Below are 23,707 nucleotides of genomic sequence, written 5' to 3'. Positions count from 1 at the left end.
CAGCCTTACTGATCCTGTCTGTCAGAAGTCGTGCCTGCAGGGTTTGCTACTCGAAACTCTTGCACCAATTGATTCAACTCAGCCGACATGTTCACCATCTCTTCACTGATCTCGGTAATACTGCGTACCGACTGCGCATTGTGGGTACTGGCATTGGCAATATCACGCAAGGCAATCACCACCTGACTGCTGGCGGTTTTTTGCTGCTTGGTAGAAAGTGAGATCTGCTGGGCGGCATTGCTGGTTTTAGTGGCAGCTTGTACCAAGGCATTCAGGTCATCGGCGGTGATGGCGCTGACCTCCATACCACTTTGAATAGAGCCGGAGCCTTTTTCTGAGGTGATCACCAAACGACTGATCGAGTCCTGTATCTCCTGTATGCGCTCTTCAATCTCAAACGTCGAGTCAGTCACACTGTCAGCCAGGCGACGTATTTCACTGGCTACAACGGAAAAACGCTTGCCTGAGTCTCCAGCACTGGAGGCTTCCAGCGCGGCGTTAAATGCAATCAACTTGGTTTGGTCCGCCAGCGTATTGATCAGATCCATCACCTTGCTGATCTGCTTGGACTTGGCGCCCAACTGCATAATTTCATCCAGACTACGGGCATTGTCCTGCTGGATCTCAGCCATGTGTTGCAGTAACTGCTGCATCGCCTGGGCCCCTTTCTTACTGCTATCCAAGGTCAGATTCGCCACATCCACAACGGACTGTGAATGATCGGCAATCTGTGTCGAAGAGGCTGACAGCTCTTCCATGGTCGAGGTGATTTCCGCTACGGAGGATGACATCTGCTCCACTGCCGCCGCCATAGATTGGCTGACTTGCTGCTGCAGATCGTTGTTTTGATTAACTAAACCAGCCGTATGTGCCAGACGACCCGCTGATTCGCTCAGGTTGTCAGCATTACGGAAAATCGCCTGAATGATGTGAGACAGTCGTTCCAGCAGGTGATTGGTCTGTTTGGCCAGGTCGCCCAGCTCAGCCTGATCAGAAACATCAATCCGCCGTGACAGATCCAGGGTCTGTGAAATACCCAGTAACTGTTGCTGAAAATGAACTAATGGGCGACTGAGAGACGTTGCTAACGGATAGAGCAGCACCAAACTGATCAGCAAGAGCACAAAGCTGATCAGCATTGAACGGTATAGCTGCTGACTGATTGGGTCCATAAACTCAGCACGAGGCACCTCAACCACCAGGTAGCGCTGCAAATCCTCGATCCAGATGGTACCCACAAACAGCGCTTCACCATCCTGGACTACTTGAGCAACCGCCACCTTCTGATGTCCCTGCAAGCCTTGCAGTGCAGCTGAGCTATTTAGATCCTGAATCAAGGCCCCTTCGGCCTTTACTTCAACAATGCCATCCTGGTTAGCTAATGAGGCACGGCCGCCTTCGCCAAGTCGGTAAGCGCTCACACTTTCAGCCAGATGCAACATATCCAGTCCAACGCCCGCCACACTGATCGGTTCACCTGTGTTGTTCAGGGTGTTGCTGCTGTAGTTGACGAACATCTGTAACTGTTCACCACTGAACTCATTGGAATCCAGATTCAGTTCATAAGGAGCCTCAGTACCCAGATAACGAAAATACCAACTGTCATCAGCATTATTACGGCGCATCTCGCGGCGGTTTAGCTGTCCATTCTGATAATGATGGTAGAAAATTCTCTGGCCATCATTGGCCGCAATAAAAACGATGCCGGCTTCCAGTTGATTGTGTACACGGGCCATCTCCGCCTCTATCATCCACAGATCAGATTCTGGCATGCCCTGACGTATCCAGCGCTCAATAAAGGAGTTTGCAGCCAGACTACGAGAAACCTGTAAGCTAGGCGCTAACTGAAAGGCTACGGCACTACCGAGCTTTTCCAGCTGTGCTGGTAACTCCTGTGTGATCAGACTATCCACCCGACTCTGACTATAAAACCGGGACTGCAGTAGTAATGAAATAATCATCACCAGAGAGAACAACACACCAAAGGCAACAAAAAGGCGTAAGCGTAAAGATAACCTGTTCCATAGTACGTACATGGTTCACCCATAGATGCTCAAACGAAACGTATGGCTCAATGGAAACTAGCACTGCTAAAGAGCCGCTTTTATAGCTTAATTAACAACGTATGCATTTAAAATGCAAGGGAATTTAAGCTTTCTGCTGTATCAGCTAACAGCCACCACTTGATTACGACCCTTCTCCTTGGCCTGGTACAAGGCTTTGTCAGCTCTGGCCAGGGCCATATCTGGCCGCGAGTCATCCAGTGACATCAATGTGCAGCCAATACTGACGGTCAACGGAATAGTTTGCTCCTCAAAGATAAATACTTTGGCGGCCACTTGCTCCCTGAAACGGTTGGCAAAGGTCATCGCATCCTTGAGAGAGGTATCCGGTAGCAGTAAAGCAAATTCCTCACCGCCAACACGCGCAGAGAGATCACTGCTGCGTTGCTGCTGCATCAACAGTCCAGCAAACTCTCTTAGCACTTTATCACCGGCAGCATGACCAAAACTGTCATTAATATGCTTAAAATGATCCAGATCAATCATCAATACAGCGTTATCTGCAAAAGAGCGCTGATAGCGTGAAAACTCTTTTTTAAGCTGCATCTGGAAATAACGTCGATTGTAGAGTCCGGTCAGGTCATCGGTCGTGGTCAGGGCGATAAGTTGCTTTTCCATGGCTTTTTGTTTGGTAATATCCTGGAATACTACTACAGCACCCACCTGCTCTCGTTCTTCAAACACTGGGCTTACTTTCATGTGCACCGGAAAGGTATCACCTCTACTGTGAACAAAGTGATCTTCACACTCTTGCCACTTACCCTGCGCCAAGGTCAGATGTACTGGGCAGTCTTCGTGGGGATAGTCACTACCATCAGGGTGAAGGTGATGGAAAACCTCGTGCTGATCTTTGCCAATCACCTCTTGATACTCAAGGCCCAGCATCGCCAAGGCGGCCGGATTGATAAAGGTACACAGACCCTGCATATCACATCCATAGATGCCATCACCGGCTGACTCAAGTAACATGCGGTTATACTCTGTCAAGCGCTTGTTTTCCTGTTCAGCCCTGACGCGCTGGGTAATATCAGAAAACGCTACTACGGCGCCACTGATTCGATCCTTGGCAAACAAGGGTGTCACAGTCATTTCGACCGGAAAACTGCCACCATTATAACGGATAAACCAATCGCGCTGCTGTCGCTGCCGGCCATCCTCAAGCGTCTTAACAATCGGGCAGTCTGCATGTGGATAGACTTTACCGTTCTGATAGTGATGATGAAACAACCTATGCTGATCCTGACCCAGGGCTTGTGATGAAGTCACCTGCAGCATTTTTAGAGCCGCGTCATTGATAAACGTACACTGCCCCTGACGATCAACCCCATAGACACCTTCACCGAGTCCCTGTAGCAGGGTTTTGAAACGCACCCGCTCGATATGAGTTTTACCCCAATGCCATGCCAGAGACAAACTTAATGTAAGGATAACCAGCGTTGCGAGCATAATAATCAAGATTAAGTACTGCCAACGTTCCCAGGCATCCATCAAGGTAAAATCAGGGATTTTCTCGAAGGGGGGTAAGCGCAATGCACGCGCCAGCTCTTCGACTGACAAATAATCAGCGGGTACAGTAAAACCATAAATACCAGCCTGCTGTGCCGCTGGGTGTTCCGGTTCCAGTGAAAAAAGGGCGGCAGCCACATGACGAATAGCACGATCATTCACATGCGGTAATGCGAATACCGGCCACTCTGGGTACAAGCGGGTGGATACCTGATGGGTGAAATTGGAGTTTGGCTGTAAATTGATAAATTTAACTGCACTTTCTTCCAGTTTCCCGTTGCGTTGCAGTTGCTCAACGATTCCATCACGCACGAACGCCACGTCTACGCGACCCTCTATAACAGCTCGAACTGCCTCGTAATGTGTGCCCAATTCCTGCAGTTCTTGAATATCATCAGGCAGGCGTATGTTGTCCTGAAAAAGTTCATACACCTGTGCCAGATAACCGCCCATATTTTCACGACTGGGAACGGCTACACGTTTGTTTTTAATATCCTGTAGACTGTTTATATCCTGTCGGTCTGCTGAAGTAAGGATGGCTCCTCCCAACTGATAAGAAGGGAGTCCTTGGTGTGATTCAACCAGTGTTGCGATGACGCCTGTCAGCGGATATTGGGCGCGCGCCACCAGAAAATGCGTGGGATTGGTGGTTACTATGTCCACCTCGCTATCACGAATACGCTGATTAAGCTCACTCTGAGGCAGCACATGCAAGATAACCTCCTCTGTAACCAGCACGCTATTTAGATAAGCAATCAGTGGCGCATATTTAGCCTCTGTCTGCTCCTGGCCCAAATAAGAGAATACGCCAAAGTTAAGCCTGTGTTTGGATGGCGGGACGGTCTGATGTTCATCTGCAAACACCGCGGCAGCCAGGAGGGAGAATAGCCAAAAAACCAGCAGCACCGCTAGACGGCGAAAGCTAATTGTGAGCAGGTACTGCATGGCATGATTCCTCAAGGTAATCCTGCTTCGTTCCCTCCCTGAAATCGACAAAGAAAGCAGATCTCGTTCCTGCCTTGTGTATATAGTCTATATTATAATTTTCAGATGGACAAAAACTGATAGCTGATCTGGATCAGTGATTTATCACTCTGTTTTAAGCAGTACCATGCATTCGTTGATGGGTAAAGGTCTGGTAAACAAGTAGCCCTGATACCTCAGGCAACCATAGGACAGCAACAGATCACGTTGCTCGGCTGTTTCAACCCCTTCAGCGATAACTTCAATGGATAGTGCCTGCCCCATAGCAATGATCGTTCGGATAATCACAGCATCATCCGGATCTTCAACGATATCGCGCACAAAAGACTGGTCGATCTTGATCTGATCCAGTGGCAGACGCTTTAAGTACTGCAGTGAGGAATAACCGGTACCAAAATCATCCATAGCAAAGGATACCCCCTGTTGGCGCAGCTGCTGCATTTTGTGAATAGCCTGCTCTATATCTTCCAGCACAGCTGACTCAGTGAGCTCCAGCTTTAACCTGTCAGCCCTGGCACCTGTCTGTTGCAGGGTCTGTAACACCATCTCAACAAATTTCGGCTGTAGGAACTGTTTAGCACTGACATTGACCGCTAGCTGCAGATCGCGTGTCTGCTCACCTTCTTGCCACTGTGCCAGTAATTCACACGCTGTGACTATAACCCACTCCCCCATAGGAATAATCAAGCCAGTATCTTCAGCCAACGGAATAAAATCAGCAGGTGAAACCAGACCTCGCTGGGTATGCTGCCATCGTAGCAAGGCCTCAGCTCCGATTGGACGAGCCGCTTGATCATACTGTAACTGATAAAATAACCGCAGCTCATGACGCTCCATGGCTGTACGCAGCTCATTCCCAAGCTCAGCACGCCGATTAATCTCTGCCTGAATACTCGGATCATAGAAAGATACCCTGTTACGTCCGGCATCTTTAGCTTGGTATTTGGCAACTTCAGCCTGATTAAGCAGATCATCGCTACTCAGGGTTTTGTCAGAAAATAGTTCAATACCAATGCTAACGGTTAAATAATGGGAATGCCCTTCCACCTCATATACTTTTGCTACGCTCGAACAGATATCCAGTGCCACCCGTTCAGCCTCCATAGCGGCTTCTGATTTCAGTCCCTGAGGAAGCTCCAGCAAAATAGCAAACTCATCACCGCCAACACGTGCCAGCAAATCCCCCTCTTTAAGCAGCAAACGAATTGTATCTGCAAAACTGACCAGCAACTGATCACCCGCCTGATGCCCGCGTATATCATTAATGGTTTTAAAGCGATCTATATCCAGCCAAAGTAGCGCATGGTAATTACTGACCCGCGAACTGGCACCAGCCGCATAGCGTAACTGCTCTTCTAACAAACGCCGGTTAGGCAACCCGGTCAGTGCATCGTAAAAAATCAGCCGGTGGTTTTCTTTCTCAGCCTGTATACGCCGCTCCATATCGTCACGAAAGCCCAACAGCGCACTGGCAATACGACCAAACTCGCCTCGTGATGTGTTCTTTAAACGCTCAATAGCCGGTAAACGCAATTCGTCTTCGGTATTATAAGACAACTTACTCAGTGCATCAGCAATATCACGCACATGACCACTGACTCGATAGGCAATGGCAAACACCATCAGCAACACCAACAACGTACCGACTAAGCCAAAAATAAAAATATGAACAAAGGCACGCTCATGCCGTGCCCGCGCTCGTTGTTCACGCAACATGGTCCGATCCGTCAGCAATATGGAGATACGTCCGGTAAAAATCGAAAACTGGTTAAAACTGGTTTGTGCCTGCGCAAAAAAAGAACCAGCCGTATCCGGGTCAATCGCAGCTATTTCTGTAGCCATTATCGCTAAGCTGCGATAGTCTGAAAAAGACTGTTGAAGCCCTTTTACAGAGTTATGATTAACTTCTTTAAGCAGGTTTGATTCAGCCAGACCATCAACCAGTTGTTGAATCTCAGCCAGATCATTAACCAATTGAGAGTGCTCGCGGTACAACTGAATATCAGTGAATTGATGCTTGCGGGCACCATCCAGCATAGTCACCACACGACTATGCAGTTCAGAAATATCCCGCTTAAATATAGACTCCATATGGAGGGTTTGCAGATCTTCCGCCTGTATATCACTGCTTTCGATATACTGGGACCTCAAACTGTTAAGTGAGAAGAATCCTATCAACAGTGACAGCACAAGCATGAGAAATGCTGGCAACAGGAACATCAGCAATACCGTTTTGCCAGCTCTCATCTGGACTACTCCTGCTCAGCCAGCAGCCTTGGCCAGTGATCTGGCTCTATACTGGCAATATAAGTAAATTGCTGTTGCTCTTGATTTGCTTCAATAATTACCAAGGTACCTTCAACTGGAAAGTACTCCATCACTTCCACCATATTGGGACCGTGTGCTACTAATACGCGATTATGACCAGGCGCCACAGCCGAAGATAAGAGGTGATGAGTTCTGGCGATGATAGGTTGCTTTTCTACATCCGTCAGTGCGGCTACATACATCAGTTCATTGTCCACCGCATAGCGGTTCAGACCAAACAGCAGGTCAGCCGTTTCTTTGGCCCGACATAACGGGCTGCTGTGGACCTCTCCGATAGGAATCTCTGCCTGACGCAAGTACTCACCGACCTGCGCCATTAATTGACGCCCGGCATCTGTTAATGGACGCTGCGTAGTGCAGTCTTGCAAATCTATGGGTACACGATCAGGGTAGGAGGTATCGGTTGGACCATGGCGAATAAACAGCACATAGCCACCTTCACGAATTAGATTCAATTGCTCTGGCGTCGCTGGACTTGGTGCGAACTCATCCGCTGCATAAGCCAACATACCCGAACAGGCAAGCACTAGTATTGGTAACCATTTATACATATCGATATCCACCCATACTTTATGGTCATTACAGAATAAACCTAAAGTTGCTTTAAAATCAAAGGATATAGGGTAGTTATAAAACGGGCATCTGCGTATTACCCATTAGTCATCAGTATCTCCCAGTAGAAACATCAGCTAAGGCTGGCCTGAGATTAAAAACATTAACTTTTACTGATATTAAATACTATTATCTGCCGCAGATTAAAGCGGCTACCCGCTTAAAATCGCCCTCTCAACCGAGTATGCTATAAGAGTTGCCGTACTAACGGCTGTTATATCCTAAGGGGTGGCATGATTACATGCCTGAGATGCGCTAAGCGAACCCTTTGAACCTGATCCGGATGATGCCGGCGTAGGAATAGGAAACCACTCTGAGTGATCTTTCTTCGCGCGCGACCGGGTCTTCGATACTAACCGGAGACTGACATGAAACCCTTCTACCCTTACCTGCTGTTCAGCACCGCGCTGATCAGCTCGGCCTGGCTCCATGCCAACGAATCCATAACTAGTGTTACCCTGAATGAAATTGTAGTTACATCAGGCTTTCGCCCTGCCGCTCAGGAAGCCATTCCCGCCAGCATTACGGTCATTTCGGCACAAACGCTCGAGCAGCAGCAAAGCCAGCACCTGGAAGGTGTGCTAAGCCTCGCACCCAACATTACCTCGGCTAAAGGCAGCTCACGCGCACGCTTCTACCAGATCCGAGGTGTCGGTGAGCGCAGCCAGTTTGTTGGACATGTGAATCCCTCTGTAGGTGTGTTGCTTGATGGTATCGACATGAGCAGCATTGCCGGAGCGGCTGGTCTGATGGATATTCAACAGGTTGAAGTTCTGCGCGGTCCACAAGGGACACTGTATGGTAGTAATGCCCTGGCGGGACTGATTAACATGCGCTCGAACGACCCAACAACACAACCAGAGGGACGCCTGGAAGCCAGCATCGGTAATTACAACAGTCACTCCCTGACCGGCATTTACAGCACACCGTTAAATGATAGCGCCGGACTGCGCCTGGCCATACAGCAGAATAGCAGTGACGGTTTCATGCGTAACGATCACCTGAACCGCAAAGACACCAATAATATCGATGAAACCTTCCTGCGCGCCAAGCTGCGCCTGGTGGCTAGCGATGACCTGTTAGTTGACCTGACCGGTTTTTATGCCGATATCAACAATGGCTATGATGCTTTCAGCCTGGACAATAACCGCCACACCCTGTCGGATGAACCGGGGCGCGACCGCCAGATCAGTAAAGCCCTGGCACTGCACAGTGTCTGGACTGGTGCTGAAACCTACCAACTGGAAACGCGCCTAAGCCATTCAGCTACCGACAGTGACTATGGTTATGATGAGGACTGGACGTTTGATGGTTTTCATCTGGATGGCTATTCCTATTATGATCAATATCGTCGCTCATCAGATACATCCACTGCCGAGTTACGCTGGGTTTCCATGCCAGGTGGAGAAATTTTCAATGATTCGACTCAATGGACTACAGGTGTTTATGCCTTCAGGCAAACAGCAGAATTAAATCGTATCCGTACCGATGTCTCCGATAATGTACAAAGCGACTTCTCAACCCGACGTTTATCTGTCTATGGTGAGCTGGAAACTCTGTTAAGCGACACGCTAATTCTGACTTCTGGCCTTCGCGCTGAACTCAGTAAGTCAAACTATGATGACTCCTTTGGCGTTAACTATCGCAAGACTGAACACCTCTGGGGTGGTCGCTTAGCTATCGATTATCTGATGAATCAAAACACTACGCTCTATGCCAGCTTGTCACGCGGTTATAAAGTGGGCGGTATTAACAGTGGTTTCGAGAAAGATAAACTTGCACCAGACTTACGAGAGTTTGGCACCGAAACCCTATGGAATTACGAAATAGGTAGCAAGGGCAGCTATTTGAACGACCGACTGCAAACACAAGCCTCCGTGTTTTATCAGCAACGCAAAGATGCTCAGTTACGTGGTAATTATCAGCCCGAAAATGAATTCAGCTTTATCGACTATATTTTCAATGCTAAGCGGGTAAATAATTACGGTGCCGAATTTCAGTTCAACTATGCACTGGATTCCGGGCTAAGTGTTTATGGGATGACGGGACTACTTCGTACACAAGTCAAAAAAATCAAGGAGGACCATCTGGACTTAAAGTCACGTCGTGATGTCGCCCATGCTCCGCACTGGCAGTATCAGTTGGGGCTGGCCTATGACACAGGTAGCGGCTGGTTTAGTGGTGCCAGTCTGGAAGGGATGGATAGCTTCTACTTCTCTGATAGCCATAACACCCGCTCCTGGGATTACACCCTGATGAATGCCCATATCGGCTACAAAACAGCCGACTGGTCCATTCGCTTATGGGGACGCAATCTGGGCAACAAAACCTATGCAGAACGGGGGTTTTTCTTTGGTAATGATCCAGGCATCGGTTATGACGCACGCCCCTATTACCAGCTAGGTGCACCACGTACTCTCGGTGTCACGGCCAGCCTGAATTTCTAAGCATCGAACGGCTCAGAGGTCTGTCGGTTTCGACAGCACCTCTGGAAAAGATTAATGACGTAAAACGCTTAAGTCTGACCCACAAAATACGCTAAACCGCTACAGAATTTTTCCACTGCCACCGGTGTCAGGTCCAGGAATAAGGCCGGTTCAATCAACTCCAACTCACTGAGCACAAAACCTTCATTGGTTAGCAAACCATCAACTCTGGCATAGGCTGTTGCGCTGGGTAGCTGCTGTAAAATATTACTGGCCGTAGTGATCGTATCAGCATCCGGCGTAAACAGGCTAACAGCCACATTATACTGAGAATTAGCTCGCCACTCGCCGGTGGCCGGCATGCGCCTAACAGCATGCGAATATTCACCCCATAAGAAGCACAGGGAAACCTCACCGATCTGCTGTATTTCCGGCATGAACGGCTGAACTATCCATCCCTGATTAAAACTCGGCTGACTCAGCCTAGCTTGCGACAAGGCCTCAGCCGAGTAACGCTGTACGCCATTACCACTTTGGCCGCAGGCTGGCTTAAGCACTACCTCATCCCAACCACAGTCAGATAAAACCGCCTTCAGTTCAGCCGGATCAGCCGTCTTAATCAATCGGGTCGGGATGGTGTGAACACCTTTGTCAGCCAGCTCCAGCAAATAGCGTTTGTTCATATTCCATTGGATAAGTTCAGGCGCATTGAGCACACTCACACCCTGCTCTGCCACCTCACTCAGCCACTGTACGAAAGCCTCGGGAAACTCACTATAGTCCCAGGCCGCCAAGGGTAATATTACCTTAGACTGTGCAAAATGCTGGTGATTCATTTCCTGCCAGGGCACGCAGTCAGCTGCCAGGCCTCTCGCCTCAAGCGCTTGGCAAACTAGCTGCAATGCTTTCCCTGGCAAAGGCCAGCGTTTACAGGTGGTAAAGGTGATCACTATTCAGACCAAGTGATCTGCTGCATCAAACTGCCAAGTCGTGCAGAGTTCTGAAATGCACGACGGCCTAATTGCTCAGCCTGCTCAGTAACCTCATCCCGACTGTCAGCATTCGCCTGCTCACCTACCTGAATCACACCCACCATGTTCATCATCAAGTGAGGTGGGCAATAGTATACATACACCCCTTCCTGATCGAGCGTCACGGTAAAAGCCTCATCCAACTCACTCTGCCATGGAGAAGCACCCACCGGCACGCTATGAGATTTAACGTTATGGCCGGTATTTTCAGGCAAAAATGTCACGCTGTCGCCTGGATTGACCTGAATAAACCCTGGCTCAAACACCATCCCACCATCGGTTCCAAAATTAAGCATCTTCACATGATGTTCTTCGGCATGGGCCTGTAAGCAGAACCCCAAAACGATCAATAAAACACCGATACTGATTTTCACAATAATACTCCTTGATCAACATAGTGCGGACGCACCGGACGGATTACCGGCGCACCTGATTTATCATGTAATAATTCAACCTGAACATCGTACAAGCGTCCTATGACCTCCGGATCAAAGACCTCTTTTGGGGTCCCGGATGCCTGAATACTCCCGCTGCCCAACAACAGCACCTCATCGGCAAACTGCGCGGCCAGACTCAAATCATGTAGTACGGCAATGGTAATCAGGTTTCTATCGCGGGTTTCCCGATAGACCTGGTTCAGAAGTGATAACTGATGGTGCATATCCAGGGCACTGACAGGCTCATCCAATAAAAGCACCTGTGGATCTCTGAGCAATACCTGACAAAACAGCGCCAGCTGACGTTGCCCGCCACTGAGACTCTGAATGTCACGATGGGCTAGATCAGCTATGCCCACACGCTGCATGAGCCTCAAAGCTTTATGCATCTGCTCATCGCTGACGTGCATATGCAACGCATCCATCTGCCCGAGTAAAACTACCTCCAATACCGTCAAGGACGCATCAAGTTCTGTGCCTTGCGGCATATAACCTATCGAATGCCGCCAAGGCCCGAGTCGCCTGGGCATCAGCGGTTGTCCGCCTTGAAGAATACGGCCAGAAGCAATGCGTACCTCACCAAACAAGGCTTTCAGAAGTGACGATTTGCCCGTTCCATTGGGTCCCAGAATGGCGTACAGCTTGCCAGGATGAAACCTTGCACTGATCCCTTTAGCGGTGCAGTGCTCGCCCCGCATAATGGTCACATTTTCTATCTCAAGACACATCCGCTTACTTCCTGCTCAGCATAATCCAGAAAAAGAAAGGCACACCGACTAACGCTGTCACTATACCGACCGGAAACAACGCCCCGGGGATAATGGTTTTGGAAAGCACCGAAGAGACTGACAGAAATGCAGCCCCAGTGACCATCGATAAGGGTACAAAATAACGCTGATCTTCACCAACGAGCAGGCGCGCAACATGCGGGGCCACCAGTCCGATAAAGCCAATCACCCCGACAAAACTTATCGCAACCGAGGTCATCACCGCCACCAGAAACAACACCGTGAGGCGTAGTTTCTGTGTATTCACACCCAAAGTAGCCGCACGAGTTTCACCCAGTCGCAAAGCCGTCAATTTCCAGGCATCACGTAACAACAGCGTGATACAGATGCCAGCAACCACCGATGTAATCAGCAGATTTGTCCAGGTTGTTTTACTCAGATTGCCAAACAGCCAGAACAGAATCTGCTGACTGACTTCGGGTGCCGACAGATACTGAACCAATGACAGCAAGGACTGAAACAAAAACAGCAAGGCGATACCGGCCAACACCAACATGGCTGAAGACACCCGGGACATGGAGGCAAACAAAAACAGCACTGCAGATGCCAGCATGGTCATCAGAAAAGCGCCTATCGGCACGGCAAACATCAACGGCAAGCCAAAGCTTCCAAAGGCAATCACCAACGACGCCCCTAAACCTGCAGCGGCGGCCAGCCCAAGGGTGTAGGGGCTGGCCATGGGATTGTTCAGCAACGTCTGGATTTCCGCACCACCCACTCCTAATGCGGCCCCGACAACCAGTGCCATCAATGCTGTGGGTAAGCGGATGTCATAGACGATCACCTTGGTCATGGTTGCGATCTGGTCTGAACCGATCAGTGCCATAAACACCGCTTTAGGTGAGAGCATCGACGGACCAGTGGCAATATCCAGAATCAGACTGATAGCAGCGATGACGCAGAAGATGGCGATGATGCGCCAACGCCGTCTTTCCAGATGACGTTGGGCAACAACAACATTATGCAGAGAGGTCTCTAGCTTCATGGAATTACTGTACCGCTTGGTCAGCATGTACCATGAAGGTACCTTGCGGTACTACCGGAAGGTATTCCGCATGGAAGTCCAGATAAGTCTGTAGTGGATCAAGATCAGCAAACAGCTCAGGATAAAAAACCTTGGCAAAATACTGAACCATCGCACTGTCGGCGATTGTTCTGGAGGCTCCCTGATAGACACCAAAAAGCTGGCCGTCCTTGATCGCATCCAGCTCACTCCAGCCAGCCCGTTGACTGAAGCCCTGCAGTCGACGTTCAGCCTCAGCCTGATCTATGCCAACGCCCAGCACCATGGCTTCCAGGTTTTTAGTTAACTCAGTTTCACGTCCGGAGATAATAATCACCTCAGGATTAGACACCAGTACCTGTTCCGGATTCATAGGACCCCACCATTCAACAAAGGGGGTGGCAATATTGTCACCTCCGGCCAGGTTGATCACGGAACCCCACATATTTTTGCCATAGGTAAAGCTGTATTCAGCGGGTCCCTTGTTGCCAAACTCAACATAGACTCTTGGCTTGGCCTGATCCGATGCAGCGATGCGCTGAGCAACCTCTTCAACATTGGCCTGATATTCATCCGCAATTTGCTGAGCACGCGCTTCCTGACCAGTGATCTGTCCCAAAATCAACGTACTTTGCAAATGGCGGTCCAAGGTCTGAGCATTATAATCGACCACAACAACAGGAATTCCGGCGGCCTCTATACGGTCCACATCAGGCCCTAATGCTTTGAATTGCCAATCAGCCAGAACAGCCAGAACAGCCAGATCTGGATTCAGCGACAACAGTTTTTCCAGCGAAAAAGTCCCGGCTTCGACTTCGCCGACATCCGGGATATCATTCAACTGCGGCAGTTGGCTACTGTAGAGCTCCCAACTGGCTGGCGTCCAAACTGTCCAGACATCTTTGGAAAATCCAACCACCTTGTCAAAGGCCTCTACACCACCAATCGCCATATAGTCGGTGTAGTAAAACCCGAGAAAAACCCGTTCCAACGGCATCTGCACGGTGACTTCGCGCCCAAGTATGTCCTTAATCACCTTCGTTTCAGCATGGGATGACAGGGAAACCAGCACCAGACTTAAACCCACACACGCAAGATAAATACTACGTTTGAGACTACGTACTATCTTATGACACATCATCAACTCCATAGACAAAGAAATAAGCGCGCATTATTAATAATAATGATTATTATTGTCAATAATTAAGCTTACATGTCTATGGGTTATTCTGACTAGGCCTTATGATAGATCGCCGCACCCGTAGCCTTGAACTCAGCTGATTTTTCCTGCATACCTTGCTGTGCATGATTCTGCATCGCCGCAATCTGGGCCGCATCCAGATCCCGCACTTCCTGAGAGATCTTCATCGAACAGAATTTCGGCCCGCACATAGAGCAGAAATGCGCCACCTTGGCAGAATCCTTCGGCAGAGTTTCATCATGGAAGGCGCGAGCGGTATCCGGGTCCAGGCCGATATTGAACTGATCTTCCCAGCGGAATTCGAAACGCGCCTTGGACATGGCGTTGTCGCGAATCTGTGCACCGGGATGACCTTTAGCCAGGTCGGCGGCATGAGCCGCTATTTTGTAAGTAATAATGCCAGTCTTCACATCATCCTTGTTTGGCAGGCCCAAGTGTTCTTTGGGTGTGACATAACAGAGCATGGCACAGCCATACCAGCCAATCATCGCCGCACCGATACCGGAGGTGATATGGTCGTAACCAGGCGCTATATCCGTGGTCAGTGGGCCGAGAGTGTAGAAAGGCGCTTCATCACAGACTTCAATCTGCTTGTCCATATTCTCTTTGATCATGTGCATCGGCACGTGCCCAGGGCCTTCTATCATCACCTGCACATCATGCTTCCAGGCAATTTTGGTTAGCTCACCCAGCGTTTCCAGTTCAGCAAACTGGGCTTCATCGTTGGCATCATACACCGAGCCAGGGCGCAAACCGTCACCCAGAGAGAAGGCCACATCATAGGCTTTGCAGATTTCACAGATCTCTTCAAAATGGGTATACAGGAAGTTTTCCTGATGATGCGCCAGACACCACTTCGCCAGGATAGAGCCGCCCCGTGAAACAATGCCAGTCATGCGTTTGGCCGTCATCGGCACGTAGCGCAACAACACACCGGCATGAATGGTGAAATAATCGACGCCCTGCTCAGCCTGCTCAATCAGCGTGTCACGGAACACCTCCCAGTTGAGGTCTTCAGCCACTCCATTTACTTTTTCCAGTGCCTGATAAATGGGTACCGTACCGATGGGCACAGGTGAGTTGCGCAGGATCCATTCACGGGTTTCATGAATGTTCTTGCCGGTAGACAGATCCATGATGGTATCGGCACCCCAGCGGGTTCCCCAGGTCATTTTCTCCACTTCATCTTCAATGGACGAGGTCAGTGCGGAGTTACCGATATTGCCGTTGATCTTGACCAGAAAATTCCGGCCGATAATCATCGGTTCCAGTTCAGGGTGGTTAATATTGCAGGGAATAATGGCGCGCCCAGCCGCCACTTCAGTGCGGACAAACTCGGGGGTAATCTCATCCGGCAGTTTGGCACCAAACGCCTGCCCCGGATGCTGCTGCGCCAACAGTGGATTATCCGCATGCTGTTTCGCCAGCTTCATATTCTCACGGATGGCGATAAACTCCATTTCCGGGGTAATAATCCCCTGACGCGCATAATGCAGCTGGGTCACATTCTGCCCGGCTTTAGCACGACGTGGTTTGCGCGGAAGATCAAAGCGCAGCGTATCCAGACGCAGATCGGCCGCTCGGCCCCGGCCATATTCAGAGGACAGGTCATCCAGCAATTCAGTATCGTTACGCTCGGTTATCCAGGCCTCACGCAGAGCAGGCAAGCCCTTGCGCACATCGATGCTGGCATCGGGATCGGTATACAAGCCAGAGGTATCGTAGACATACAAAGGCGCATTGGATTCTGGCCCGGCGGCTGTCGGTGTATCGGCCAGGCTGATTTCACGCATCGGCACACGGATGTCCGGGCGGCTGCCCTCTATGTAGACTTTGCGTGAGTTAGGAAAAGGTTGTACAGATTGCGCATCAACCTGTGCAGTCTGACTTAAGTGAGCGTTATGTTGATTCATCGTCTTGGTCCTTTATTATAGTGTGCTCATTCAATGAATGAGCCGTAGTGAGGCGAGTTAGTCTGGATTAATGCCATAACTGGTAAAAATGCTGCACCGGCCCCTGTCCCTGACCGACACTTAACTGGCTGGATGCCGCAATGGTGCCACTGAGCCATTGCTTGGCCTCGGCGACAGCCTCAGGCAGCGTCTTGCCACGGGCTAACAGCGCGGTAATAGCGGATGCCATAGAGCAACCTGTACCATGGGTATTCAATGTAGCGATACGCGGCGCCTGAAAGTGATGTACCTCACCCGCCACAGCCAACAGGTCGTGACAGATCTGACTGTTTTCCAAATGACCGCCTTTTAACAGCACCGCGCCAGCACCCAGTGCTATCAGCGCATCCATGATGGCGTACATGGACTCAATAGAGTCAGGTTCCGGCAAACCGGTCAAAACCGCCGCTTCCGGCAGGTTGGGCGTGATCAGGGATGCCAGTGGAATCAGTTCAGTACGCAGCACCTCAACCGCGGCATTGGCGAGCAAACGATCACCACTTTTGGCGATCATGACCGGATCCAATACCAGCCATTGGGGTTTTATCTGGCGGAGCTGGTCAGCCACACAGTGCACCGTAGCCGCATCCCCCAACATGCCAATTTTGACGGCATCAATCTGGATATCATCAAACACCGCCTGTAGCTGCGCGGTAATAAAAGCAGGTGGTACCGGGTAGACATCACGCACCTCGCAGGTATTCTGAGCGGTCAGCGCACAGATCACCGAAGCGCCGTAAACACCCAGTGCACTAAAGGTCTTCAGATCAGCCTGAATCCCGGCCCCGCCACCGCTGTCGGAACCGGCAATGGTCAGTACATTGGCGATATTAGTGTTCATCAACCAGGCCCTCTGATGCTGAGTTTGCGCTCACCAACGCCAGCCAATCCTGCACGCGTGCTTCCGGATTGGCGGCTGCTGTTATATCACTGACCACGGCAATCAGGTCAGCACCCGCTGCAAACACACCCGGGGCGCGTTCCAGACTGATGCCACCGATAGCGCAAAGCGGTGTGTTACCTATGCGCTGTTTCCACTCTGAAACGCGCGCCAGTCCCTGTGGGTCCCAGGGCATCTGTTTGGTCTGGGTAGGATACACAGGGCCCAGCGCCAGATAATCCGGCTGATAGCTCAGCGCTGTATCCAGCTCAGCATGACTGTGGGTACTGATACCCAAGCGCATACCCGCCTTGCGAATCGCCGCCACATCAGCCTGCTCTATATCCTCTTGCCCCAGGTGCAACCACTCGGCACCCTCTTCCAGCGCAAGCTGCCAGTGATCATTGATCACCAGTGCCGCACCATACTGCCGTGCCAGCTGCAAACTGCGCCGGATCTCGGCACGCAACAACGGCTGATCGGTGTGTTTAATGCGCAACTGTGCCAGCTTGATGCCCTGTGGCAGCAAGCGCTCCAGCCAGTCAGATGAATCGAAAATCGGATAAAAACGCTGTGCAGAATTCATAACCAGGCCTTCCCTATCACCGGCGTGGAGGGGGATGCCATATCCCGAGGCTCCATAGGACCTGCACGGAAACCCGCCGCACCCGCCTCAACGGCAAGCGCAAAGGCTTTCGCCATAGCCACAGGATCACCTGCTTTGGCCACCGCGGTGTTCAGCAGCACAGCATCATAGCCAAGCTCCATCGCCCGAGCCGCATGTGAGGGCAGGCCCAGCCCGGCGTCGACCACCAAGGGAATATCCGGAAAATAGTTACGCAGAGTGCGCAGGCCATACTCATTATTCAGTCCCAGGCCGGAACCGATCGGTGAGCCCCAGGGCATCAACACCCGGCAGCCCGCTTCGACCAGTCGATCCGCCAGCACCAGATCATCAGTGGTGTAGGGAAATACCTCAAAGCCATCCTCGGCCAGAATACGTGCCGCTTCCACCAGCCCGAAGGGATCGGGTTGAAGGGTATCGGCATGACCGATGACTTCCAGTTTTATCCAGGGGGTATCGAACAGCTCCCGCGCCATATGCGCCGTTGTGACCGCTTCTTTGACCGAGTAACAACCGGCAGTATTGGGCAGGAGTTTTACCTTAAGATCTTTAATCAGCGCCCGAAACGCCTGACCTTCAACACTTTCACGGCGCAAGGATACGGTTGCCACCCCCGCGCCAGATACCGCAAAAGCCTCAGCCATTATAGCTGGCGAGGGATAAAGCGCGGTGCCAAGCATCAACCCGCTGGCCAGTTCAGTACCATAAAATGACTTCATACTAGCCTCCCTGCATCGGTGCAACGACTTCAACACGATCACCATCCTGCAACGGGGTGCTGGCACGCAAGGAACGTGGCACAAAGTCACCATTCAGTGCGGTAGCTACGGCGTTTTCATCCACCTGGCACTCAAGCAACAATTCAGACAGGTAACGGGTTTGGGTTTCACGGGCTTCGCCGTTATAGAGAAGATTCATAAAACGCCTCCGGCTGTTTATTCAGCAACAACAGATCGGCGGTCAAGCGTGCCAAAGCTGGCGACAGCAGATAGCCATGGCGATACAGCCCATTGATATAAATAATGTTATCGATACGGCGAATACGCGGCAGGTTATCGGCAAAGGCCGGGCGCACATCCACGCCGGTTTCAATAATTTCTGCCTCCGCAAAGGCCGGATGCAGGGCATAGGCCGCTGACAGCAGCTCCAGCACTGAGCGCACCGTCAGTCGATGACCTTCAGCCGTTTCCAGCATGGTAGCGCCGAGCATATAAATGCCATCACCACGCGGGACGATATACAGCGGCATGCGCGGGTGAATAAAGCGCACCGGCCGTTGAATATTCAAACCGGGACAGTGCAGCACCAGCATTTCACCTTTAACGCCACGCATATCCGGCAACTGATCCTGTGCAGCCATGCCGCGGCAGTCAATAATCACACTACCGGCTTCCGGCTCACCCGCTTCAATCGGCACACCGGCATCGGTAAGGTTTTGCGCCAGCTTCAGCAGGGCTTCACGCGGGTCCAGATGGGCCTCACCACTGAAATGCAGAGCCTGGCGTATATGACCACCCAGATCCGGCTCCAGCTCGGCAACCTCGGCTTCATTCAGCAAGGCAAAATCACGGGTGCGATTACCGAAGCGGACTAACTCGTTACGATCACGGGTTGTGCTCAACACCAGCGATCCCTTACGGGTGACGACACCGGTATGCTCACTCCACCAGTCAATCGCCTCAGCGCCAAACCTGATCACCGGTTCTTCCGCGCTTTCACGCTCGCAAAAGGGAGCCAACATGCCACCCGCCCACCAGGAGCAGGCGTGTGGGCCAGGTTGTGGCTGTTTATCAAACACGCGAATAGCTGCACCACGCGACAGGAGTTCATTGGCAACACAAAGGCCAGCGACACCCGCACCGAGGATAGAAATTACCGACATGACCACCCCCGAATAACAGGGTGTAGAGAAAACAAATGCAGATCAGACTTTGAATACATCACTCAAACGCTCCAGGTAAAACGGGCGTACGAGCGAACAGAAAAGGGGGAATACAACAGCAAACTACCCGTTCCCTTCGCCGGTATTACCCGTATCAGGTTCGATGGGTTAGTGTTAAAAACACCTCTCAGCCTTTACGGGCACCCCAACGGATTACGAAAATACTAGAGCGTTTTAAGGACTAAGTAAAGCTCTGTGCTGGGATGAGCAGCGACCTACCCCTACCTTATAAACGCCACTGCAGTTGTTTTTTCTAGCCCATACCGGGCGCTGGCTACACCGCCTTAACAAGTACACAATGAAAGCCATTGGGATCGCAATTTCCTAGAAACTCGTACATTTCCACTTCTGAATGAAGCTCAGTTCCGTGAATATTTGCTGCTTGCAAACGCTCCACCCACTGCTGCAAGTTAACGCCCCGCCCCACCAGATGACCGAGATGAAGCTCTAAACAGGTCGTCTGTGCGTGTTTCACCAGGTTGAGGTATACCGGGTCGTTCAGCAACTCAAACTCATACCCCTCGATATCAGTTTTGATAAAATCAAATAGGCCGTCGGCCCGCTCGTCAATACAGCGCGCTCGTAGCGGAACCGTCATGTAATCTACGAGCATTTTGGCTTCATCACCATCACCGGGCGTCGCATTCGAGGCAAGGACAGCAAAAGGAACGACATCGACCCGCTCGACAACGCCGTTCACTAGGCAATTGAACAATCCGATCACAACATTGAGTATCGACGGCTCATAGGAAACGACCTGTGCGTCTGAAGCCCGCCTAGCATAGAAGCATGTCCATACCAGTTGATGGCCACCAAGATCGAGGAATCGCCGGCAGTTCTGGAACAAGCCACGCTTATCTTCGAGCAGAAAATCGAAAGCGCTTATTGCCGTCTCAGTGCCATACCATTCGCGTGACTGATTGTTCACGATGGCAACAAATATTTGCTCCTGAGCCGTTAAATCGATGCATCTAACATAGGGGTGATCAAGAAATTCGTGGCTGGCAGACAGCTTTCCACTCAAGGTTTGCTGCAACAGGTCACGCAACTCCACAGCGGCCCCGTTCCAATCACCTGCCTTGGCGGAGGCAAGAGCACTAGCAGTAAATTCAAACCTCTGAGACTCGACTATCAAGTCGTGAGCCTTCAAGGCACCCTCAAGTTTCCGCAGATACGCAGCATAATTGCTATCGAAGCTCATTACCCAACCCTCTCATCAAGTCTCGCCGCATCAGGATCACGGCTTCGGCATACGCATTGTTCAACCAAGTTAGCCTAATGGCACGCTACAAGCATTAACAATATTATCTTTTTATTGCAGCAAGGCAGCGTCGATGGCTATCCACTCATCGGCACTCTTGATCAACGACTGCGCGGTTAATCCGGGGACACTAAACAGATGACTGCGGACCTGATAGCGGTCACGTAGTGTGTGCAACAACAGATCAAAATCACCGTCACCGGATAATAAAATCACCTGATCCACCTCCTCGGCGCAGAGTAAGGCATCGATAGCAATCCCGACATCCCAATCCCCCTTCGCCGAGCCGTCACCGCGCTGGATATAGGGTTTGAGTTTCACTTCAAAACCTATATGGCGCAGCGCCTCCTGAAACTTTTGCTGCTGCGGATCTTCGCGATCTATCGCGTAGGCCGTTGCGGCGACGATCTCTCCCAGCTCACTGGCCTGCTGCCAAAAGGCACGGTAATTAAACTGCCGTCCAAACACCTGGCGGGTGGTGTAATAGATATTTTGAACATCGGCAAAAATGGCTATGCGGGTCAAAGGAGCCTCTCTGGGTTTGGTTGGGTACATGCGGTCACTTTGGCTACTTTAGGCTTCCAGATAATATCATTTCTCCGACTCACTCGATGAAGTCGTGGGTGCAGATATTCGCGAAAAAACCGGCATGAGTAGCGCAAACAGCTCGGCTTGCGAAGAGATCTGGCACTTGGCATACAGTTGCTTTCTAAACACTTTCACCGTTTCTGGACTAATACCCAGATTCAAGCTGATGGAAATGGAAGAATGGCCTTGTAATATAAACATGGCCACTTCGGCCTGCCTTGCTGTCAAACTGATGGCTTGCTCAACCCGTAGCGTATCGATCAACCGACTCACCAGCGGTTTTGCATTCTTTGGCTGAGGCTGATCCGGCTGATAGTCTCGCCAATGCTCCTCCATCAGGGTACAGATCACTGACTCATACTGCCGTAACCGCTCCCTTTCCTGCTTTGAAAACAGCTGACCACTGGATCGATCCTTGCCAAAACAGGCGGTCACTGTCAGGTCACGATTCAAGTCAGCAAACGCCGCCACCTCATCAATCAGCGTGGTTTTCTGATAATACACATTGAAATAGCTGGTGCGCTTGAACTGATCTGGCGCTATATCAAACAAGCGGTGCAAGCCTGTTTTCAACCCATTCCGATGAGCATGATAAAACGGATCCAGCAAATACGCGGCATTCAGGTAATCAGAATCCATATAGGTATACACCACTGGGTCAGTGTATTGGCGATACAGAACCACCGGATTGGTATCCCGATAATAGGCAATGATAATCAGGTTATCAAAGCTGGCCAGGTTGCGTACGAAGTGCGCAAATGCTTCACAAAAACCAGGACGATGCAGGGTTTTGATGACATGCGCCAAGGACTTATCACGCAGTCGAAGGTTGTTTCTTGGCTGTGACAACAGATACCCCTCTAGGGTTATATACCCCCTAAAACCGATAAATTATATTTTAGCTTACAAGTAAGTGGTACTTGCCAAGTCAGTCAGCATACCAAACAGCGGCTTGACTGAACACTGCAAGACCCACGCACGATTTGAGAGGATGCGTCCCATGCAAGCCAAGCACACTGCAATTTCAATTGAGAAAGTTGTCAAAAATTTTGGCGCGTTTACTGCTCTGAAACAGGTTTCACTGCAAATCCAGAATGGTGAGTTCTTCACCCTGCTGGGTCCGTCCGGCTGCGGTAAGACCACCTTACTCAGGTTGATTGCCGGCTTTGAAAGCACGTCTCAAGGGAAAATATTTTTGTTTGGCGATGAAATCGAAAACCTGCCAGCCAACAAACGTCCCATCAATACTGTTTTTCAACACTATGCTCTGTTTCCGCACATGGACATTCGCGACAACATCAAATTTGGCATGCGCATGCTGAAGTTTTCCAAGCAAGACATGGATCATCGTGCCGATGAAATGCTGGAACTGGTGCAGTTAAGCCACTTCAGTCAACGCAAACCCCATGAACTATCGGGTGGCCAGCAACAGCGTGTGGCACTGGCACGAGCACTGGCACCTCGCCCAAAAGTGCTGCTGCTGGACGAACCCCTTTCCGCACTGGATTTGAAACTGCGTCAGTCCATGCGAGCAGAGCTTAAACAAATTCAGCAGGAAACCGGCATTACCTTTGTGTTTGTCACCCATGACCAGGAAGAAGCCCTGGCCATGTCCGATCGCATAGCCGTGATGTCAGCAGGTGAAGTACAGCAAGTCGGTACGCCCAAGGCTATTTACGACCAACCGGCAAACAGTTTTGTCGCTGACTTCATTGGTGAAACCAATCTATTGAATGCGACAGTGGAGCAGACCGACCAAGAAACCATGACCTGTCGTCTGGATAATCAGGTACGCATCCAGTTTCCAAACTCAGTTGCTGGTGATCAGTCCCAGCAGATCAAACTCAGTATTCGACCAGAGCGCCTCAGTTTTTCCGCGCCAGATAAGGCCTTAATGACCGGCCATATCTGCCAGAAAACCTACATGGGTACAGACACCCAATTTGTAGTGGATGTCGGGCGGGGTCTATTGGTTAAAGTCAGGGCGCAGAACAACCTCGTCAGCACAGATGAACTCCATCAGGGGCATCAGGTTGGCATTAATATCGACGCGGCTTTTGCCAGAGTACTGGTGAACTGA

Annotated in this window: 20 protein-coding genes and 2 riboswitches; of the genes, 2 read left to right on the top strand and 18 right to left on the bottom strand. The window is 50.7% G+C overall.

Annotated elements, in window-relative coordinates; genetic code table 11:
• Window positions 1-5: 5 nt before the first annotated feature.
• The 4 genes from ACN0R1_RS06560 to ACN0R1_RS06545 form a co-directional block, all read right to left on the bottom strand.
• Entirely contained in the window at window positions 6-2,036 is a 2,031-nt protein-coding gene (locus ACN0R1_RS06560; RefSeq protein WP_417581117.1) for a methyl-accepting chemotaxis protein, read from the bottom strand.
• Window positions 2,037-2,165: 129 nt separating this feature from the next.
• Window positions 2,166-4,514, bottom strand: coding sequence for a diguanylate cyclase (locus ACN0R1_RS06555; RefSeq protein WP_417581115.1), 2,349 nt, complete (start codon window positions 4,512-4,514; stop codon window positions 2,166-2,168).
• A 144-nt stretch (window positions 4,515-4,658) separates the two neighbouring features.
• Window positions 4,659-6,800, bottom strand: a complete 2,142-nt coding sequence (locus ACN0R1_RS06550) for a putative bifunctional diguanylate cyclase/phosphodiesterase (RefSeq protein ID WP_417581113.1) — start codon at window positions 6,798-6,800, stop codon at window positions 4,659-4,661.
• A gap of 5 nt (window positions 6,801-6,805) precedes the next feature.
• Window positions 6,806-7,432 carry a histidine phosphatase family protein gene (locus ACN0R1_RS06545; RefSeq protein WP_417581111.1) on the bottom strand — a complete coding sequence of 209 codons (627 nt, stop codon included), beginning with the start codon at window positions 7,430-7,432 and terminating at the stop codon, window positions 6,806-6,808.
• A 275-nt stretch (window positions 7,433-7,707) separates the two neighbouring features.
• Window positions 7,708-7,811: riboswitch (TPP riboswitch) on the top strand.
• A gap of 50 nt (window positions 7,812-7,861) precedes the next feature.
• On the opposite strand from ACN0R1_RS06545, the gene ACN0R1_RS06540 reads away from it, so the two are divergent.
• Window positions 7,862-9,940, top strand: a complete 2,079-nt coding sequence (locus tag ACN0R1_RS06540) for a TonB-dependent receptor (protein WP_417581109.1) — start codon at window positions 7,862-7,864, stop codon at window positions 9,938-9,940.
• Between the two features lie 68 nt (window positions 9,941-10,008).
• Here the strand turns inward: ACN0R1_RS06540 and ACN0R1_RS06535 are convergent, their stop codons facing one another.
• The 14 genes from ACN0R1_RS06535 to ACN0R1_RS06470 form a co-directional block, all read right to left on the bottom strand.
• Complete coding sequence (locus ACN0R1_RS06535; RefSeq protein WP_417581107.1) at window positions 10,009-10,869, bottom strand: ATP-grasp domain-containing protein; 861 nt, start codon at window positions 10,867-10,869, stop codon at window positions 10,009-10,011.
• Window positions 10,869-11,324 carry a pseudoazurin gene (locus tag ACN0R1_RS06530; protein WP_417581105.1) on the bottom strand — a complete coding sequence of 152 codons (456 nt, stop codon included), beginning with the start codon at window positions 11,322-11,324 and terminating at the stop codon, window positions 10,869-10,871. The genes ACN0R1_RS06535 and ACN0R1_RS06530 overlap by 1 nt, the downstream gene beginning before the upstream one ends.
• The gene (locus ACN0R1_RS06525) at window positions 11,321-12,115 is read right to left on the bottom strand and encodes an ABC transporter ATP-binding protein (RefSeq protein ID WP_417581103.1); all 795 of its coding nucleotides are present in this window, start codon (window positions 12,113-12,115) and stop codon (window positions 11,321-11,323) included. Before ACN0R1_RS06525 ends, ACN0R1_RS06530 begins: the two co-directional genes overlap by 4 nt.
• A 4-nt stretch (window positions 12,116-12,119) precedes the next feature.
• Window positions 12,120-13,160 (bottom strand): FecCD family ABC transporter permease, encoded by a 1,041-nt coding sequence (locus ACN0R1_RS06520; protein ID WP_417581101.1) that lies wholly within the window; start codon window positions 13,158-13,160, stop codon window positions 12,120-12,122.
• A gap of 4 nt (window positions 13,161-13,164) precedes the next feature.
• Window positions 13,165-14,316: an ABC transporter substrate-binding protein gene (locus ACN0R1_RS06515; RefSeq protein ID WP_417581099.1), complete on the bottom strand. Its 1,152-nt coding sequence runs from the start codon at window positions 14,314-14,316 to the stop codon at window positions 13,165-13,167.
• A 95-nt stretch (window positions 14,317-14,411) separates the two neighbouring features.
• Window positions 14,412-16,292 carry a phosphomethylpyrimidine synthase ThiC gene (gene thiC, locus ACN0R1_RS06510; RefSeq protein WP_417581097.1) on the bottom strand — a complete coding sequence of 627 codons (1,881 nt, stop codon included), beginning with the start codon at window positions 16,290-16,292 and terminating at the stop codon, window positions 14,412-14,414.
• Window positions 16,293-16,359: 67 nt separating this feature from the next.
• A complete protein-coding gene (thiD, locus tag ACN0R1_RS06505; RefSeq protein WP_417581095.1) occupies window positions 16,360-17,172 on the bottom strand; it encodes a bifunctional hydroxymethylpyrimidine kinase/phosphomethylpyrimidine kinase in 813 nt (270 codons plus the stop codon).
• Window positions 17,162-17,797, bottom strand: coding sequence for a thiamine phosphate synthase (locus ACN0R1_RS06500; RefSeq protein WP_417581093.1), 636 nt, complete (start codon window positions 17,795-17,797; stop codon window positions 17,162-17,164). Before ACN0R1_RS06500 ends, thiD begins: the two co-directional genes overlap by 11 nt.
• Entirely contained in the window at window positions 17,794-18,555 is a 762-nt protein-coding gene (locus ACN0R1_RS06495) for a thiazole synthase (RefSeq protein ID WP_417581091.1), read from the bottom strand. Before ACN0R1_RS06495 ends, ACN0R1_RS06500 begins: the two co-directional genes overlap by 4 nt.
• Before the next feature lies 1 nt (window position 18,556).
• On the bottom strand, window positions 18,557-18,754 hold the full coding sequence (thiS, locus tag ACN0R1_RS06490; RefSeq protein ID WP_417581089.1) for a sulfur carrier protein ThiS: 198 nt from the start codon (window positions 18,752-18,754) through the stop codon (window positions 18,557-18,559).
• Complete coding sequence (locus tag ACN0R1_RS06485; protein ID WP_417581087.1) at window positions 18,738-19,718, bottom strand: FAD-dependent oxidoreductase; 981 nt, start codon at window positions 19,716-19,718, stop codon at window positions 18,738-18,740. The genes thiS and ACN0R1_RS06485 overlap by 17 nt, the downstream gene beginning before the upstream one ends.
• 114 nt (window positions 19,719-19,832) lie before the next feature.
• A riboswitch (TPP riboswitch) is annotated at window positions 19,833-19,936 on the bottom strand.
• Window positions 19,937-20,052: 116 nt separating this feature from the next.
• Window positions 20,053-20,979, bottom strand: a complete 927-nt coding sequence (locus ACN0R1_RS06480; protein WP_417581085.1) for an FkbM family methyltransferase — start codon at window positions 20,977-20,979, stop codon at window positions 20,053-20,055.
• A 111-nt stretch (window positions 20,980-21,090) separates the two neighbouring features.
• Window positions 21,091-21,594 carry an NYN domain-containing protein gene (locus ACN0R1_RS06475; RefSeq protein ID WP_417581083.1) on the bottom strand — a complete coding sequence of 168 codons (504 nt, stop codon included), beginning with the start codon at window positions 21,592-21,594 and terminating at the stop codon, window positions 21,091-21,093.
• 36 nt (window positions 21,595-21,630) lie between these two features.
• A complete protein-coding gene (locus ACN0R1_RS06470; RefSeq protein ID WP_417581081.1) occupies window positions 21,631-22,476 on the bottom strand; it encodes a helix-turn-helix transcriptional regulator in 846 nt (281 codons plus the stop codon).
• A 151-nt stretch (window positions 22,477-22,627) separates the two neighbouring features.
• On the opposite strand from ACN0R1_RS06470, the gene ACN0R1_RS06465 reads away from it, so the two are divergent.
• Window positions 22,628-23,707, top strand: coding sequence for an ABC transporter ATP-binding protein (locus ACN0R1_RS06465; RefSeq protein WP_417581079.1), 1,080 nt, complete (start codon window positions 22,628-22,630; stop codon window positions 23,705-23,707).

Source organism: Nitrincola sp. (assembly GCF_048264025.1).
Classification (GTDB): Bacteria; Pseudomonadota; Gammaproteobacteria; order Pseudomonadales; family Balneatricaceae; genus Nitrincola.
Note: the sequence above shows the minus strand (reverse complement) of the source record. Positions and strands in the feature narration are given on the sequence as shown.